The organism is Streptococcus sp. HMSC061D10 (assembly GCF_001808865.1).
GTDB lineage: Bacteria > Bacillota > Bacilli > Lactobacillales > Streptococcaceae > Streptococcus.
In genome coordinates this window covers 145,517-162,103 of record NZ_KV795020.1, presented here as the reverse complement: position 1 = coordinate 162,103, position 16,587 = coordinate 145,517, and the positions used below count along the sequence as shown (strand labels likewise).

The following is a 16,587-nucleotide window of genomic DNA, read 5'->3' as shown; positions in this document are numbered from 1 at the left end:
TTTTTCATGGACAGATTACGTCCTTTGGATCTTAAAATTGAACACGCCTGGAACCCGGTGTGAAAAAGATAGTTCTTCCAAGAAGTATACACTCCTTGATCAGACCTCCTATTTTCACTTTGTGTTCTTACAGGCTTTGTATCTTAGAAATTGAACACGGACTACCTGCCTCTTGAAAAAAGATGCCTGTCTTGCCTTTCGTGGAAAGTCAGCGCCATTCCCTATTTTTCATGGGCAGCTAACGTCCTTTGTATCTTAAACAGGAGTAGAGATTGAGATGAGTATTCGAGTAATTATTGCTGGTTTTAAGGGGAGAATGGGCCAATCTGCTTGTCAAATGGTTTTGTCTGATCCTGAACTTGAACTGGTAGCGGTTTTAGATCCTTTTGAGTCTGCATCTGACTGGCAGGGAATTCCAGTATTCAATGATAAGAATGACTTGGCAGGTTTTGAGGCAGATGTATGGGTGGACTTTACAACACCAGCTGTTGCCTATGAGAATACACGCTTTGCACTTGAAAATGGCTTTGCTCCTGTCGTTGGAACAACAGGTTTCACTAGTCAAGAAATAGAAGAACTAAAAGAATTTTCTCGTTCTAAAAACTTGGGTGGCTTGATTGCTCCTAACTTTGCCTTGGGTGCTGTCTTGCTCATGCAATTTGCGACACAAGCTGCAAAATACTTCCCAAATGTAGAGATTATTGAGCTTCACCATGACAAGAAAAAAGATGCTCCGAGCGGAACAGCTATCAAAACTGCGGAATTGATGGCAGAAGTTCGTGAGTCTATCCAACAAGGTGCTAGTGATGAGGAAGAACTCATTTCAGGGGCACGTGGAGCCAACTTTGATGGTATGCGAATCCACTCAGTCCGTTTGCCAGGTTTGGTAGCTCATCAGGAAGTTATATTTGGAAATCAGGGAGAAGGATTGACTCTACGTCATGACTCCTATGATCGTAGCTCCTTCATGACAGGGGTGAATTTGGGAATCAAAGAAGTTGTCAAGCGTCATGAGCTTGTCTATGGATTAGAACACTTATTATGAGATTAACACAAATGCCTTCTGAATTTCAGAAGGCTTTACCAGTATTAGAAAAAATTAAAGAAGCAGGCTTTGAAGCCTATTTTGTTGGAGGCTCTGTTAGGGATGCCCTACTCAATCGTCCCATCCATGATGTGGATATTGCGACTTCATCTTATCCAGAAGAGACCAAGCAGATTTTTCCACGGACAGCTGACATTGGCATTGAGCACGGAACAGTTTTGGTTTTAGACGGAGATGAAGAGTACGAAGTAACCACTTTTAGAACTGAGGATGTCTATGTAGACTACCGTAGACCAAGTTCAGTTTCTTTTGTTCGTTCGTTAGAAGAGGACCTCAAACGCCGTGATTTCACAGTCAATGCCTTTGCCTTGGATGAGATGGGAAAAATCATTGATTTGTTCGATGGTTTGAGAGATCTAGAAAATCAAGTTTTACGAGCAGTTGGTGTAGCTAGTGAGCGTTTCAACGAAGATGCTTTGCGGATTATGCGTGGTTTCCGTTTTCAGGCCAGTCTTGGCTTTGAGCTTGAGCAAGAAACTTTTGAAGCTATGAAAGATCTGACACCACTCTTAGAGAAGATTTCTGTGGAACGTACTTTTGTTGAATTTGATAAACTTCTACTAGCTCCTCATTGGCGAGTAGGTCTGTCTTCTATGATTGCAAGTAAAGCTTATGATTATCTTCCGGATATGGCTGGTAGTCAGGAGAACCTCCAATCTTTATTTGACTTAGATGCTGATTTTACCTTTGAATCTTCTGAACAAGCCTGGGCTGCACTTTTATGGGTTTTAGAAGTGGAAGATGCTCAACAATTTTTGAAACATTGGAAAACTTCGCGTCAATTCGCTAAGAAAGTTCAAGATTTACTTACGATCTTAGAACTTCGTGAAGAAGGGGAACTAAGCAAGCGCGATTGTTACCGTTTTGATCTAGATTTGCTTTTACAGGCTGAAAATCTTCGTCAGGCTCAAGGAAAAGAAGTCAATCCACAGGCTATCGAAGAGACTTACCACAGCCTAACCATCCATGATAAGAAAGAAATTCAAATCAATGGTGGGATTCTCATCAAGGAATACGGCTATCAGCCAGGACCAGAAATGGGAGAAATTTTAGCAGAGATTGAGTATGCTATTGTCGATGGAGATTTGGAAAATAACTTGGAAGCTATTCATGCCTACTTGAGGGAGAAAAAATGAGTGATTTTATTGTTGAAAAACTAAGTAAATCCGTTGGAGACAAGACTGTCTTTAAGGATATTTCCTTTATCATCCATGACTTGGATAGAATCGGTCTTATCGGTGTCAACGGAACTGGGAAAACAACCCTTTTAGATGTGCTTTCAGGAGTTTCTGGTTTTGATGGTGACGTAAGCCCTTTTTCGGCAAAAAACGACTACAAGATTGGTTACTTGACCCAAGATCCTGATTTTGATGATAGCAAGACGGTCTTGGATACAGTCCTATCCAGCGACCTCAAGGAAATCCAGCTCATTCGTGAGTATGAACTTCTTATGCTCAACTACAGTGAGGATAAGCAGGCGCGTTTGGAACGGGTCATGGCAGAAATGGACTCTCTCCAAGCTTGGGAAATTGAGAGTCAGGTCAAGACCGTTCTCAGCAAGTTGGGAATTCAAGATTTATCAACTCCCGTTGGATCCCTGTCAGGTGGTTTGCGAAGACGGGTTCAGTTGGCCCAAGTGCTGTTAGGAAATCACGATCTTTTGCTTTTGGATGAACCAACCAACCACTTGGATATTGCCACCATTGAATGGCTGACCCTCTTTTTGAAAAATTCCAAGAAAACGGTTCTCTTTATCACCCACGACCGGTACTTCCTAGATGCGCTCTCGACGAGAATTTTCGAGTTGGACCGAGCTGGTTTGACCGAATATCAAGGAAATTACCAAGACTATGTTCGTCTCAAGGCTGAACAGGATGAGCGTGACGCAGCTCTTCTTCACAAAAAAGAGCAACTTTATAAGCAAGAATTGGCCTGGATGAGACGACAACCACAGGCTCGTGCGACCAAGCAACAAGCTCGTATCAATCGTTTCCATGACTTGAAAAAAGAAGTCTCAGGAACTACAGCTGAGACAGACTTGAGCATGAATTTTGAAACCAGCCGTATCGGTAAAAAGGTCATCGAGTTTAAGGATGTTTCCTTTGCCTATGACGACAAACAGATTCTGCAACATTTTAACCTTTTGGTTCAAGCCAAAGACCGTATCGGAATCGTTGGTGACAATGGTGTTGGGAAGTCAACCCTTCTTAACCTAATTGCAGGAAGATTGAAACCGACTGAAGGAGAGGTTATTATCGGTGAAACGGTTCGCATCGCCTATTTCTCTCAACAAATCGAAGGCTTGGATGAGAGTAAGCGGGTTATCAATTACCTGCAAGAAGTGGCAGAAGAGGTTAAGACTAGCGGTGGTACTACGACATCTATCGCGGAGTTATTAGAACAATTTCTCTTCCCACGCTCAACTCACGGCACCTTGATTGAGAAGTTGTCTGGTGGTGAGAAAAAACGTCTCTACCTCCTTAAGTTGCTATTGGAAAAACCCAATGTGCTACTTTTGGACGAGCCGACAAATGATTTAGATATTGCGACCTTAACTGTTCTGGAAAATTTTTTACAAGGTTTTGCAGGTCCAGTCTTGACAGTTAGTCACGACCGTTATTTCCTTGATAAGGTGGCGACTAAGATTCTTGCTTTTGAGAATGGCATCATACGTCCGTTCTTTGGCCACTATACCGACTACCTAGATGAAAAAGCCTTCGAAGCAGAAGCAACAAGTCAAGTTCAAAAGGCTGAGAAGGAAAAAGTCGTCAAAGTCCGTGAAGAGAAGAAACGAATGACCTACCAAGAAAAGCAGGAGTGGGCAAGTATTGAAAGTGATATCGAAGCCTTGGAAAATCGTATCTCTGTTATTGAAGAGGAAATGCAGGCCAATGGCTCTGACTTTGGGAAGCTAGCTACTCTTCAAAAAGAGTTAGATGAGAAGAATGAAGCCTTGCTTGAAAAATATGAACGCTATGAATATTTAAGTGAGTTGGCTTAATGGAAGAAAAAATCATCAAATGGAGCAGTAAGAAAATCATCTGGACTATTCTTCTCTGCTTAGTTGAGTTAGCTTTTCTTCTTTGGATCCTATCTTTTATGATGACCTATCCCAAGGAGGCACCTGTGGGATTGGTGGCATTAAGACTCTTTGTGGCTCTTTGTCAACTGTAGTGGGTTGATGAAAAGTTATAACCTGGAGAGGACCAAATTGGTTCTCTCCTTTTTGATGTTCAAAGCAATGAGGATTCTAGTTTTGAAGTTTTCAAAGTTCCGGAAGCCAAAAGCATTGCGCTTGATGACCTTGATGAGGTTATTAGTAGCTTCTAGTTTCGCGTTTGAGTAGGGCAGTTCTAGTGCGTTCATAATCTTGTCCTTATCTTTCAAAAAGGTCTTAAAAACGGTTAGAAAGATAGGATTTACACAGGAAATTGTTTCTTCAATCAGATCAAAGAAATGGTTCGCTTGTTTCTCTTGAAAATGAAAGAGTAATAGTTGATAGAATTCATAGTGCTCTCTAAGTTCTTGAGAGTATGCAAGGAGCTTTTCAAGAATCTCATTATTAGTCAAGTGTGAGCGAAAAGTAGGGCGATAAAAACGTTTATTACTAAGTTTACGGCTATCCTGTTGAATGAGTTTCCAGTAACGTTTTAGCGCCTTATATCCGTGCGATTTGCGATCAAAACGATTCATGACTTGGATGCGAAGACGATTCATAGTTCGACTGAGATGTTGGACAATGTGAAAGCGGTCGAGAACGATTTTAGCGTTAGGAAAAAGTTTTCTGGCAATATCATAGTAGGGGCTAAACATATCCATGGTAATGACTTTCACGCGACTTCTCACCTGTCTAGAATAACGAAGGAAATGATTGCGAATAGTCACTTGAGTTCGCCCATCCAGGATAGCTACGATCTTTCTGGAATCAAAATCCTGTGCAATGAAGCTCATCTTACCTTTCTTGAAGCTGTATTCATCCCAAGACATGTGAGTTGGAAGGAAAGATAAATCTGTCTTGAATTTGAATTCTTTCAATTTACGAATGACTGTCGAAGTAGAGACAGATAGACTTTCTGCGATAGCCGTCATAGGGACTTTTTCGATTAATTTTTGAGTTATTTTCTGGTTGACGATGGTCGCGATTTGGTGATTCTTTTTGACTAAGGAAGTCTCTGCGACAGTTATTTTCCCGCAGACTTTACAACGGAAACGGCGTTTTCTCAATCGAATGAGAGTCTTGTATCCTGCACATTCGAGGTAGGGAATTTTAGATTCTTTTTGAAAGTCATATTTAGCCATTTGTCCTTGACAGTTGTGACATTTAGGTGCAGGATAATCGAGTTTAGCGATGACTTCTTTATGCGTTCCAGCATCAAGATAATCTAAGATAATAATATTTTTGTCTTTAATTCCGAGCAAGTTTGTGATAAAATTTAATTGTTCCATAAGATTCTTTCTAATGATGGTTTGGTCACTTTTCATTATAGGTCTTATGGGACTTTTTTTCTACAATAAAATAGGTTCTATAATTCCTATGGTGGTTTTACCCACTACAGAAATTATAGAGCCCTCTTTGTCTTATTCTTAATCATCATTGTTGGGTGGATTTTGTATGAACGTTTGCGACTTCTTTTTTCAGATAAAGAGTATTTGAAATGTACGTCTCAAGTTTTTTTCTATAAGCCACATCCTAAAAAAGATTGGCAGTTTTATTCTTGGGGGCAGGTAGAAAATTTTGCTCTCACGATAATTAAGGGTAGTAGAAATGCAAGGGATTTTTATATTATTGAAGTTCATTTTTATGACAAAGACCTTGTAAAAACGAAATCTCTATAGAATCGTCTACGAAGTAGATTTACGACTGCTAAATATTCTAACGTTTTAAAAATCCCAATCTACTTGCTGGATGTCGGTTTACCGCGAAGAGTCTTTGAAGCCATGTCCTACTTTGAGCGAGAGTGGCGTATCGAACAAAATCGTCAACTCAATCAAAACTCTAAAAGCAAAAAGAAGGAAAGATTTCATTAAACGAGCAATAGTTACAGATTTGATTAGAAGCCTTGGACTCAGTTTCCAGGGTTTCTTTCTATTTCTCTTTTCTAAGATTTATGGTATAATAGGGAGTAAAAACTTAAAAAGAAAGAAATGCTATGAACTTAAAAGATTACATTGCAAGTATTGAAAATTATCCACAAGAAGGAATTACTTTCCGTGATATTAGCCCATTGATGGCAGATGGAAATGCCTACAGCTACGCTGTTCGTGAAATTGTTCAATATGCTACTGACAAAAAGATTGATATGATCGTAGGACCAGAAGCGCGTGGATTTATCGTTGGATGTCCAGTTGCTTTTGAGTTGGGAATTGGTTTTGCACCTGTGCGTAAACCAGGAAAATTGCCACGCGAAGTGATTTCAGCTGACTATGAAAAAGAATATGGTGTTGATACTTTGACTATGCACGCAGATGCTATCAAACCAGGGCAACGTGTTCTGATCGTAGATGACCTCTTGGCAACAGGTGGTACTGTTAAGGCTACAATCGAAATGATTGAAAAATTGGGTGGAGTCGTAGCAGGTTGTGCCTTCTTGATCGAACTTGATGAGCTTAAAGGTCGTGAAGCTATCGGAGATTACGACTACAAGGTGCTTATGCATTATTAATGAAAAACAGTCCCTAGGGCTGTTTTCTCTTCATCTGATATAAAAAAAGGCTATATCTAGTTAGAGAAAAACTATAATTGAAAACTATATCTTCTTACAGTATAATAAAGGGAAGGACTTTCGTCAGCTGATTTTTTCATTTGATGACTGTATGTTCACTTGAGCCTAAACTTGATACAGTAAGGAGATTTCCATGCCGATTCGAATAGATAAAAAATTGCCAGCAGTTGAGATTTTACGAACGGAAAATATTTTCGTCATGGATGACCAGCGGGCGGCTCATCAAGATATTCGACCACTGAAAATTCTGATTTTAAACTTGATGCCACAGAAGATGGTTACAGAGACTCAGCTTTTACGACATTTAGCTAATACTCCTTTGCAGTTAGATATTGATTTCTTATATATGGAAAGTCATCAGTCGAAAACAACTCGTTCTGAACATATGGAGACTTTTTATAAGACCTTCTCGGAAGTTCAAGACCAGTATTTTGATGGCTTGATTATCACAGGAGCACCAGTTGAGCATCTCCCTTTTGAAGAAGTGGACTATTGGGAGGAATTTACTCAGGTCATCGATTGGTCAAAGACTCATGTCTTTTCAACCCTGCATATTTGCTGGGGAGCACAGGCTGGCCTCTACTATCGTTACGGCGTAGATAAACACCAGATGGCTCAAAAACTTTCGGGAATTTATCCTCAGGATGTTTTAAAAGAAGGTCATCTTTTGCTGAGAGGTTTTGATGATTTGTATGTGTCTCCCCATTCTCGTCACACAGAAATTCTCAAAGAAGACATTGTAAATAAAACAAATTTAGAGATCTTAGCATCTGGAAAAGAAGTGGGAATCTCTATCCTTGCAAGCCGAGATTTAAGAGAAGTTTATAGCTTTGGGCATTTGGAGTATGATCGTGATACGCTAGCCAAGGAATATTTTAGAGATCTAGATGCTGGTTTAGATCCCCATATACCAGAAAATTATTTCAAAAATGATGACATCCATGAACTTCCTTGTATGCGTTGGAGTTCCTCAGCAGCTCTCTTTTTCAGTAACTGGGTAAATTATGCAGTTTACCAAGAAACGCCTTTTGAGTGGAAGAGTGCAGAAGAAGATGTATCTCATTTTGGATATTTATAAGAGGAATTATGACATATTTAGATGCTTTCAAATCAGGGAATTTGGTCTTACCAAGTGCTCTGCTCTTAAACTACAATCAACTTTTCTCATCAAGCGATGATTTCTTAGTTTGGCAATTCTTTTACCTACAAAATACAACAGCCTTAGGGGAATTGTCCCCAAGCCAAATTGCTGAGAAAATAGGCAAGCAAGTCTATGAAGTCAATCAAGCGATTTCACGCTTGACCGAAAAAGGCTTACTCCAATACCGAACCATTGAACTCAATGGAGAAATAGAAGTGATTTTTGATGCGACTTTAGCTTTAGAGCGCTTAGACCAACTGTTTGAAAAGCAAGAACCTAGCCAAGCGCTACCCGCTAAAAATGATTTGAAAGACTTGGTGGAAACCTTCCAACAAGAGCTAGGTCGTCTCTTAAGTCCTTTTGAGATCGAAGATTTGGAAAAGAGTTTAAAAGAAGACGGGACCAGTGCGGACCTGATCAAAGAGGCCCTACGTGAGGCCGTTTTGAATGGAAAACCAAATTGGAAGTACATCCAGGCTATCCTAAGAAACTGGCGTCATGAAGGCATTAAGAGTGTAGTTCAGGTAGAGGCTAAGCGTCAGGAGAGAGAAGCGACTAATCCTCAAAATGTTCAAGTTTCTGCAGATTTTCAAAATGCTATGGATCTTTGGAAAGACTAATTTAAGTATTGATAATAGAAAAAAATGCCTACAGGCTAGAAAGAAAATCTAGCTTGTGGGCATTTTTTGTGTGTTTTATACTCTGAAAATCAAAGAGCAAACTAGGAAGCTAGCCGCAGGTTGCTCAAAACACTGTTTTGAGGTTGTGGATAGAACTGACGAAGTCAGCTCAAAATACTATTTTGAGGTTGCAGATGGAAGCTGACGTGGTTTGAAGAGATTTTCGAAGAGTATTAATTGATTAGTTAGCCAGTCCCCATACACTAAGAGAGCGTTCTGTAACTGGGAAATCTCCATAACCTTCAGCATTAATCGTTACTTGGTCAGGATGGTTACCAAGCAAATCAACAAAGGTTTGGTCAGTCCATTCTTGACCGACGAACATGGTTTTAGAGTTTGCTTGGGCATTAGAAATCACGATAGCAAGTGGCGATTGATCCTCAGCTCCTGAACGGACCCAACCGATACAATTTGGGGCATCAAAGTAGTCGGTTTGCTCTCCGTAAGTCAACTCTTTTCGAATAGCTAGCAAACGGTCAAGAACATCTTTGAAATCTTGCTGAGCATATTGACCAGAAATACCATAGTAGTCTCCATAAAATACACATGGAAGACCTTCTTGACGTAAGAGAATAAGAGCGTAGGCTGCTGGTTTAAACCATTCTTCAACAGTGGATTCAAGAGCCTGGCCACGTTGAGTATCATGGTTATCGACAAAGGTTACAGCTCGATCTGGATTGAGTTGTACTAGACTATCCTCAAAGATGGTTGTCAAATCATAGTCTTCTCCAGCCTTGCTTGCTTCAAAGAGATTTTGGTGAAGGCGAACATCGACAAGATCAAAGCGTTCTTCAATCTTTTCAAGGTAATCCAGATTTGCTTCCTTATCTGGATTCCAGAATTCTCCAAAGACATAGAAATCTTGGCCATATTTTTCTTTGATATCGCGAATGAAATTGCGCATAAAGAAAGAGTCAATGTGTTTAACGGCGTCCAAGCGGAAACCTGCCACACCAGTTGTTTCCATAAACCAATCTGCCCAATCGTAGATATTTTTTATCACTTCAGGATGTTTGAAATCTAGATCGGCATACATGAGATAGTCGTAATTGCCATTCTCATTGTCGACTAATTCCTCATGAGCCCAGCCTTTGTTGTCTCCCTGTATCAGATAGATTCCAGATTTACGGCGTTTAGCATCGTAGTCAGTTCCAGTAAAGTGGTACCAGTGCCAGTGGAAGTCATTGTAGGTATTTTGTCGTCCATCAAAAGAAAAACCAGTCCAGCCATTGATGGTAAAAGGTTCTCCTAGTTCCACAGTTCGATCTTCTGGATCCACTTCGATAACTTGAAAAGATTCTAAATGGTCAGCGGCTGCCTTATGATTTAAGACGATATCAGCCATTGGTTGAATCCCATGAGATTTTAAAGTTTGGATGGCATGAAGATAGTCTTCTTTAAAGCCATACTTAGTACGTACAGTACCCTTCTGATTAAATTCTCCAAGGTCAAACAAGTCATAGACGCCATAACCAACATCTTTTTCATTTGTTGCTTTAAAAGCAGGTGGCATCCAAATGTGACTAATGCCTAAGTTAGCTAGGTGTTCAGCGTCATCAGCAAGGCGTTTCCAGTGTTTTCCATCGTGGGGTAGATACCATTCAAAATATTGCATTAAGGCTTGATTTTTCATAGTTTATCCTCTTACTTACAGTGATGAGAATTATTGTAGCATAAAGTCAGCTTCTGCGCAAACGTTTGCGCTTAAATTAAACTCTTTAAATTTTATGTCTATTTTTCAACTAGAAGTGTTGAAATATATAAAATAAAAATAGTAGGACTAATGGGAGGAAAAATTCTATCAGATAGGGCAAGATGATGGATAAATCAATAGTTTCTATTTTGTGAATTGTCATAAAATTTGTTATAATAGTGTTTATGAATAAAGTATTCGTCAGTAGACGTGTTGAAAAAAAACTAAACCAAGGTCTAGTACTTTTGGAGGAAATTGATTTTCCAGAACTATCTGAAACTGATCAAGAAGTTGAGTTATTGAGTCAAAACAAGCAGTTTTTGGGCAAGGCCTATTTATCTCGTCAAAATAAGGGGATTGGTTGGTTTGTAACGAACCAGAAGCTTTCTTTTAACCAAAAATTCTTTGAAAGTTTGTTTGAAAAAGCCAAACAAAGACGTTCTGCTTACTATCAAGATGAGTTGACAACTGCCTTTCGTTTGTTTAATCAAGAAGGCGATGGTTTTGGTGGAATGACTTTGGATCTCTATGGAGATTATGTTGTTTTTTCATGGTATAACTCCTATATCTATGGGCTTCGCCAACAGATTTTAGCAGCTTTTGCTCAGGTTTTCCCTGAAGTCTTAGGTGTCTATGAAAAGATTCGTTTTAAAGGTCTAGACTATGAGTCTGCCCATATCTATGGTCAAGAAGCACCAGAAAATTTTACAGTTCTTGAGAATGGAGTCTTGTACCAAGTCTTTATGAATGATGGTCTTATGACAGGGATTTTCTTGGATCAGCATGAAGTGCGTGGTAGCTTAGTTGATGGTTTAGCCATGGGCAAGTCCTTGCTAAATATGTTTTCCTATACAGCAGCCTTCTCAGTTGCTGCAGCCATGGGAGGTGCTAGTGAAACAACCTCTGTAGACCTAGCCAAACGTTCGAGAGAACTGTCAGAAGCTCATTTTCATGCCAATGGACTCAGTCTTGACAGTCATCGTTTCATTGTTATGGATGTCTTTGAATACTTTAAATACGCTAAACGTAAGGGCTTATCTTATGATATGATCGTTCTGGATCCACCTAGCTTTGCCCGTAATAAAAAGCAAACTTTCTCTGTAGCTAAGGACTATCACAAGTTGATTTCCCAGAGTTTAGAGATTTTAAATCCGGGAGGTATGATCATTGCTAGCACCAATGCTGCCAATGTTTCCCGTCAAAAATTTATAGAACAAATCGACAAAGGATTCGCAGGAAGAAAATATCAGGTTCTTCAAAAGTATGGACTTCCAGCAGACTTTGTCTACAATGAAAAAGATGAAAGTAGTAATTACCTCAAGGTGATTAGCATGAAGGTAACTAAATGAAATTAGTCGTTTCAGTAATGCCAAAGAGTTTAGAAGAGGCGCAAGGAATCGATGCCATGCGGTATATTGATGCTGATATCATTGAGTGGCGTGCCGATTTCCTACCAAAGGAAGCTATTTTACAGGTAGCCCCAGCTATTTTTGAAAAATTTGCAGGTCGCGAACTCCTCTTTACCCTACGAACTCGTGCTGAGGGAGGAGAGATAGATTTGGATTCGGCAGAGTATGTACAAATTATCAAAGATGTAGCTCAACTCTATCAACCAGAATATATTGATTTTGAGTATTTTTCTCACAAGGATGTTTTTGAAGAGATGCTTGATTTTCCAAATCTAGTCTTGAGTTATCATAACTTTCAAGAAACTCCAGAGAATATGATGGAAATCTTATCCGAGCTAACCAGTCTAACTCCGAAAGTGGTTAAAGTATCGGTTATGGCTCAAACAGAACAAGATGTATTGGACCTTATGAACTTTACACGTGGCTTTAAAACATTGAACCCAGAACAAGAATATGTGACGATTTCTATGGGGAAAGTGGGTAAGGTTTCTCGTATCACTTCAGATGTGACGGGTTCTAGCTGGTCTTTTGCAAGTCTGGATGAAGCCAGTGCTCCAGGACAGATTTCACTTTCTAGCATGAAAAAAATTCGGGAGATACTAAATGAAGATTGATGGCTACACACGTTTAGCAGCTGTAGTCGCAAATCCTATCAAACATTCCATTTCTCCCTTCATTCACAATAGCGCATTTGAGGCAACTCATACCAATGGTGTTTATCTAGCTTGGGAAGTAGAAGCTACTGACTTGGCAGAAACAGTTGCTAATATTCGTCGCTATCAGATGTATGGAATCAATCTTTCTATGCCCTACAAGGAGCAAGTGATTCCTTATCTGGACCAGTTGAGTGAAGAAGCTCGGTTGATTGGTGCAGTTAATACAGTTGTGAATCGAGAAGGAACATTAATTGGATATAATACAGATGGCAAGGGATTCTTTAAGAGCTTGCCTTCTTTTAAAATATCAGGGAAAAAAATGGTTTTGTTAGGTGCAGGCGGTGCAGCCAAGGCAATTTTGGCACAGGCAATCTTGGATGGAGTGGGTCAAGTTTCTGTCTTTGTACGTTTGGCTTCAATAGAAAAAACAAGACCTTACCTAGAAAAACTACAGAATGCGACTGGATTTAAAGTAGATTTATTTGCTTTAGAAGATGTTTCTGAACTGCAAGCAAGGATAATTGATTCGGATTTACTGGTAAATGCGACTAGTGTTGGCATGGATGGAGTATCTTTGCCAATCCCAGCAAGTGTCGTTTTACCAGAGAAGCTTTTGGTAGCTGATGTGATTTATCAACCCTTTGAGACACCATTTTTAAATTTGGCAAGAAACCAGGGCAATCATGCTGTTAATGGCCTGGGCATGTTGCTTTACCAAGCAGCTGAAGCTTTTCAGTTATGGACCGGCAAGGAAATGCCAACCGATCAAATCTGGGAATTACTAAAACAAAAGTATCAAAAATGAAAAAAGGAGAACTGCTATGAAAATCAAAATAGACCTTCCCCACCATCCTTATGATATTCAGATTGAAAAAGGATGCCTGTCTCAAGCAGGAAAATGGTTGCGGGAACTTTGGCAACCGCAAAAAGTCGTTATCATTACCGATAACCATGTGGCTTCTCTCTATGCAGAAAAAGTAAAATTGAGCTTAGAGGATGCTGGTTTTCAAGTGGCAGTTTTTGACTTTCTAGAGGGGGAAGAGCGAAAAAATCTAACCACGGTTCAAAAGGCTTATGAATTTCTAGTTAAGCAAGACTTGACTCGCAGTGACGGAATCGTAGCTTTAGGTGGTGGTGTAGTTGGTGATTTGGCTGGCTTTGTAGCTTCTACCTATATGCGAGGTATTCACTTTGTTCAAATTCCGACTAGCTTGACAGCTCAAGTTGACTCTTCAATCGGGGGTAAGACAGGAGTGAATACTCCTTTTGCCAAGAATATGGTGGGAACTTTTGCCCAGCCAGATGGTGTTTTGATTGACCCAAACGTTCTTGAAACCTTAGGGAAAAGAGAATTGATTGAAGGAATGGGTGAAGTCATCAAGTATGGCTTAATTGAAGATCCAGAACTCTGGGAATTATTATCTGAAATGGATGGTTCTGTCGAAAGCATATTGGAACATTCCGAGAGTTTGATTGAGCATTCTTGCCAGGTCAAGCGCAAGATGGTAGTTGAGGATGAATTGGACAATGGCATTCGTCTGTATCTCAACTTTGGTCATACAATCGGCCATGCCATTGAAGCAACTGCTGGTTATGGACGTGTCATGCATGGTGAGGCAGTAGCGATGGGAATGGTTCAGGTTTCTAAGGTAGCAGAACAAAAGGGCTTTATGCCAGCTGGAATCACTCAGTCTATCCGAGAAATGTGTCAGAAATTTGGCCTTCCTGTTGATTATGAAAACTGGGACCTTGATAAGCTTTATCAGGCTTTGACTCATGATAAAAAAGCACGTGGCAACACCATGAAATTAGTCTTGGTACCAGAGCTTGGTTCAGCAAAGATTCATCCAGTTTCTCTGGAAGAAATGAAAGATTACTTAGTAAAATAAGGAGAATGTATGAGATATTTAACAGCAGGAGAATCACATGGTCCTCGTCTGACAGCAATAATTGAAGGAATCCCAGCAGGTCTTCCTTTAACTGCAGAAGATATTAATGAGGATCTCAAACGTCGCCAGGGTGGATACGGACGTGGTGGTCGTATGAAGATTGAAAGTGACCAGGTTGTCTTTACTTCTGGTGTTCGCCACGGAAAGACGACAGGGGCTCCCATTACCATGGATGTCATTAACAAAGACCATCAAAAATGGCTAGATATCATGTCTGCTGAGGATATTGAGGATAAACTTAAAAGTAAACGAAAAATCACACATCCTCGCCCAGGTCACGCTGACTTGGTAGGAGGTATCAAATACCGCTTTGATGATTTGCGAAATTCATTAGAACGTTCATCTGCCCGTGAAACGACTATGCGAGTGGCAGTTGGAGCTGTTGCCAAGCGGCTCTTAGCTGAACTTGATATTGAAATTGCTAACCATGTTGTTGTTTTTGGTGGTAAGGAAATCAATGTTCCAGAAAACTTAACAGTCGCAGAGATTAAAAAACTAGCTGCCCAGTCAGAAGTTTCTATCGTCAACCAAGAACGTGAGCAGGAGATCAAGGATTATATTGATCAGATTAAACGTGATGGAGATACTATTGGTGGTGTTGTCGAAACAGTTGTCGGTGGTGTTCCGGTTGGTCTGGGTTCCTATGTCCAATGGGATCGCAAGCTAGATGCAAGATTAGCTCAAGCAGTTGTTTCAATCAACGCCTTTAAGGGTGTGGAGTTTGGACTTGGTTTTAAAGCAGGTTATCTCAAGGGCAGCCAAGTCATGGATGAAATTCTCTGGTCACCAGAAGATGGCTATACTCGTCGGACTAATAATCTCGGAGGTTTCGAAGGTGGTATGACCAATGGCCAATCGATTCTTGTCCGTGGGGTTATGAAACCAATTCCGACTCTCTATAAGCCATTAATGAGTGTCGATATTGAAACCCATGAGCCTTATAAGGCAACGGTGGAGAGAAGTGATCCAACCGCTCTTCCAGCAGCAGGTGTTGTTATGGAAGCAGTCGTAGCAACAGTCTTGGCTCAAGAAATCTTAGAGAAATTTTCATCTGATAATCTAGAAGAATTAAAAGAAGCTGTTGCTAAACATCGGGAGTATACAAAGAATTATTAAGGAGTTCTTATGGCAAAAACCATCTATATCGCAGGCCTTGGTTTGATTGGTGCTTCCATGGCACTCGGAATCAAGCGGGATCATCCTGATTATGAAATTTTAGGATACAATCGTAGTCAAGCGTCTAGAGATATTGCTTTGGAGCGAGGAATGATTGATCGTGCGACAGATGATTTTGCTAGTTTTGCTCCACTTGCAGATGTTATTATCCTCAGCTTACCAATCAAGCAAACCATTGCCTTTATTAAGGAATTGGCCAACTTGGACTTGAAAGAAGGTGTCATTATTTCCGATGCTGGATCGACCAAGTCAGCTATCGTGGCTACAGCTGAGAAGTGTTTTGCTGATAAGTCTGTTCGCTTTGTTGGAGCTCATCCCATGGCAGGAAGTCACAAGACAGGAGCGGCTTCTGCCGATGTTAATCTCTTTGAAAATGCCTACTATATCTTTACGCCTTCGAGTCTAACGACTCCAGATACGCTTGAAGAAATGAAAGACCTACTTTCAGGACTCCATGCTCGTTTCATCGAAATCGATGCTGAAGAACATGACCGAGTGACTTCTCAGATTAGCCATTTTCCGCATATCTTAGCATCAGGCCTGATGGAACAAACTGCAAGTTATGCTGAAGAGCATGAAATGGCGCGACGCTTTGCGGCAGGTGGTTTTCGTGATATGACTCGGATTGCTGAAAGCGAGCCAGGTATGTGGACTTCTATCCTCTTATCCAATCGGGATACCATTATTGAACGCATCGAGGACTTCAAGGGCCGTTTGGACGAGATTGGACAAGCTATCAGTAAGGGTGATGAAAACCAAATCTGGAACTTTTTCAATCAAGCGCGTGAACAACGTCAAGCTATGGAAATTCATAAACGTGGCGGAGTAGATAGCTCATTTGACCTCTATGTAGATGTTCCCGATGAAGAAGATGTTATCTTGCGCATCTTGGAATTGCTAAGAGGAACTTCCTTGGTCAATATCCATATCAATGAGGAAAACCGTGAAGATATTCACGGGATTCTGCAAATTTCCTTTAAGAATGCTCAGGATTTAAAACGTGCTGAGCAAGTCATTACAGAAAATACGAATTACACAGTCGTTATCAAATAAGG

14 protein-coding genes and 1 pseudogene are annotated in these 16,587 nt (G+C 40.3%); 13 read left to right on the top strand and 2 right to left on the bottom strand.

The genetic code is table 11. The annotated features are described in order from the left end of the window. The first annotated feature begins 277 nt into the window (after positions 1-277). From dapB to HMPREF2728_RS07405, 3 genes are read left to right on the top strand one after another with little or no spacing between them, the layout of a single operon-like run. Entirely contained in the window at positions 278-1,045 is a 768-nt protein-coding gene (gene dapB, locus HMPREF2728_RS07415; RefSeq protein WP_075227520.1) for a 4-hydroxy-tetrahydrodipicolinate reductase, read from the top strand. Further along, positions 1,042-2,241: a CCA tRNA nucleotidyltransferase gene (locus HMPREF2728_RS07410; protein ID WP_075227519.1), complete on the top strand. Its 1,200-nt coding sequence runs from the start codon at positions 1,042-1,044 to the stop codon at positions 2,239-2,241. The genes dapB and HMPREF2728_RS07410 overlap by 4 nt, the downstream gene beginning before the upstream one ends. Continuing rightward, entirely contained in the window at positions 2,238-4,106 is a 1,869-nt protein-coding gene (locus HMPREF2728_RS07405; protein ID WP_075227518.1) for an ABC-F family ATP-binding cassette domain-containing protein, read from the top strand. Before HMPREF2728_RS07410 ends, HMPREF2728_RS07405 begins: the two co-directional genes overlap by 4 nt. Before the next feature lie 188 nt (positions 4,107-4,294). On the opposite strand, the gene HMPREF2728_RS07400 is transcribed toward HMPREF2728_RS07405, so the two are convergent. Continuing rightward, entirely contained in the window at positions 4,295-5,551 is a 1,257-nt protein-coding gene (locus tag HMPREF2728_RS07400; RefSeq protein WP_083280569.1) for an ISL3 family transposase, read from the bottom strand. Between the two features lie 123 nt (positions 5,552-5,674). On the opposite strand from HMPREF2728_RS07400, the pseudogene HMPREF2728_RS11030 reads away from it, so the two are divergent. The 4 genes and pseudogenes from HMPREF2728_RS11030 to HMPREF2728_RS07380 form a co-directional block, all read left to right on the top strand. Continuing rightward, positions 5,675-6,133: pseudogene (locus HMPREF2728_RS11030) on the top strand (hypothetical protein); the annotation flags it as partial. Between the two features lie 122 nt (positions 6,134-6,255). Then, positions 6,256-6,768 (top strand): adenine phosphoribosyltransferase, encoded by a 513-nt coding sequence (locus HMPREF2728_RS07390; protein ID WP_006154681.1) that lies wholly within the window; start codon positions 6,256-6,258, stop codon positions 6,766-6,768. A gap of 193 nt (positions 6,769-6,961) precedes the next feature. Further along, positions 6,962-7,906: a homoserine O-acetyltransferase MetA gene (gene metA, locus HMPREF2728_RS07385; RefSeq protein WP_001122704.1), complete on the top strand. Its 945-nt coding sequence runs from the start codon at positions 6,962-6,964 to the stop codon at positions 7,904-7,906. 8 nt (positions 7,907-7,914) lie between these two features. Next, a complete protein-coding gene (locus HMPREF2728_RS07380) occupies positions 7,915-8,589 on the top strand; it encodes a DnaD domain-containing protein (RefSeq protein WP_075227516.1) in 675 nt (224 codons plus the stop codon). 241 nt (positions 8,590-8,830) lie between these two features. Here HMPREF2728_RS07380 and HMPREF2728_RS07375 read toward each other — a convergent pair whose 3' ends face one another. After that, on the bottom strand, positions 8,831-10,282 hold the full coding sequence (locus tag HMPREF2728_RS07375) for an alpha-amylase (protein ID WP_075227515.1): 1,452 nt from the start codon (positions 10,280-10,282) through the stop codon (positions 8,831-8,833). A 245-nt stretch (positions 10,283-10,527) separates the two neighbouring features. Here HMPREF2728_RS07375 and HMPREF2728_RS07370 point away from each other — a divergent pair, with 245 nt between their 5' ends. Genes HMPREF2728_RS07370 through HMPREF2728_RS07345 form a run of 6 tightly spaced genes read left to right on the top strand, consistent with a single transcriptional unit; the run spans position 10,528 to position 16,585 of the window. After that, positions 10,528-11,691: a class I SAM-dependent rRNA methyltransferase gene (locus HMPREF2728_RS07370; RefSeq protein ID WP_075227514.1), complete on the top strand. Its 1,164-nt coding sequence runs from the start codon at positions 10,528-10,530 to the stop codon at positions 11,689-11,691. Next, positions 11,688-12,365 carry a type I 3-dehydroquinate dehydratase gene (gene aroD, locus HMPREF2728_RS07365; RefSeq protein WP_070459889.1) on the top strand — a complete coding sequence of 226 codons (678 nt, stop codon included), beginning with the start codon at positions 11,688-11,690 and terminating at the stop codon, positions 12,363-12,365. Before HMPREF2728_RS07370 ends, aroD begins: the two co-directional genes overlap by 4 nt. Next, positions 12,355-13,212 (top strand): shikimate dehydrogenase, encoded by an 858-nt coding sequence (locus HMPREF2728_RS07360; RefSeq protein ID WP_075227513.1) that lies wholly within the window; start codon positions 12,355-12,357, stop codon positions 13,210-13,212. The genes aroD and HMPREF2728_RS07360 overlap by 11 nt, the downstream gene beginning before the upstream one ends. A gap of 16 nt (positions 13,213-13,228) precedes the next feature. After that, on the top strand, positions 13,229-14,296 hold the full coding sequence (gene aroB, locus HMPREF2728_RS07355) for a 3-dehydroquinate synthase (RefSeq protein ID WP_075227512.1): 1,068 nt from the start codon (positions 13,229-13,231) through the stop codon (positions 14,294-14,296). Between the two features lie 9 nt (positions 14,297-14,305). Beyond that, positions 14,306-15,472, top strand: coding sequence for a chorismate synthase (gene aroC, locus HMPREF2728_RS07350; protein ID WP_075227511.1), 1,167 nt, complete (start codon positions 14,306-14,308; stop codon positions 15,470-15,472). 9 nt (positions 15,473-15,481) lie between these two features. After that, positions 15,482-16,585, top strand: a complete 1,104-nt coding sequence (locus tag HMPREF2728_RS07345; protein ID WP_075227510.1) for a prephenate dehydrogenase — start codon at positions 15,482-15,484, stop codon at positions 16,583-16,585. Positions 16,586-16,587 lie beyond the last annotated feature (2 nt).

Excerpts from the sequence above, each read along its gene's own strand:
- metA (WP_001122704.1), top strand. The coding sequence starts at position 6,962 with ATGCCGATTCGAATAGATAAAAAATTGCCAGCAGTTGAGATTTTACGA.
- HMPREF2728_RS07345 (WP_075227510.1), top strand. The coding sequence starts at position 15,482 with ATGGCAAAAACCATCTATATCGCAGGCCTTGGTTTGATTGGTGCTTCC.
- HMPREF2728_RS07405 (WP_075227518.1), top strand. The coding sequence starts at position 2,238 with ATGAGTGATTTTATTGTTGAAAAACTAAGTAAATCCGTTGGAGACAAG.
- dapB (WP_075227520.1), top strand. The coding sequence starts at position 278 with ATGAGTATTCGAGTAATTATTGCTGGTTTTAAGGGGAGAATGGGCCAA.
- HMPREF2728_RS07380 (WP_075227516.1), top strand. The coding sequence starts at position 7,915 with ATGACATATTTAGATGCTTTCAAATCAGGGAATTTGGTCTTACCAAGT.
- aroB (WP_075227512.1), top strand. The coding sequence starts at position 13,229 with ATGAAAATCAAAATAGACCTTCCCCACCATCCTTATGATATTCAGATT.
- HMPREF2728_RS07400 (WP_083280569.1), bottom strand. The coding sequence starts at position 5,551 with ATGGAACAATTAAATTTTATCACAAACTTGCTCGGAATTAAAGACAAA.
- HMPREF2728_RS07370 (WP_075227514.1), top strand. The coding sequence starts at position 10,528 with ATGAATAAAGTATTCGTCAGTAGACGTGTTGAAAAAAAACTAAACCAA.
- aroD (WP_070459889.1), top strand. The coding sequence starts at position 11,688 with ATGAAATTAGTCGTTTCAGTAATGCCAAAGAGTTTAGAAGAGGCGCAA.
- HMPREF2728_RS07410 (WP_075227519.1), top strand. The coding sequence starts at position 1,042 with ATGAGATTAACACAAATGCCTTCTGAATTTCAGAAGGCTTTACCAGTA.
- HMPREF2728_RS07375 (WP_075227515.1), bottom strand. The coding sequence starts at position 10,282 with ATGAAAAATCAAGCCTTAATGCAATATTTTGAATGGTATCTACCCCAC.
- HMPREF2728_RS07390 (WP_006154681.1), top strand. The coding sequence starts at position 6,256 with ATGAACTTAAAAGATTACATTGCAAGTATTGAAAATTATCCACAAGAA.
- HMPREF2728_RS07360 (WP_075227513.1), top strand. The coding sequence starts at position 12,355 with ATGAAGATTGATGGCTACACACGTTTAGCAGCTGTAGTCGCAAATCCT.
- aroC (WP_075227511.1), top strand. The coding sequence starts at position 14,306 with ATGAGATATTTAACAGCAGGAGAATCACATGGTCCTCGTCTGACAGCA.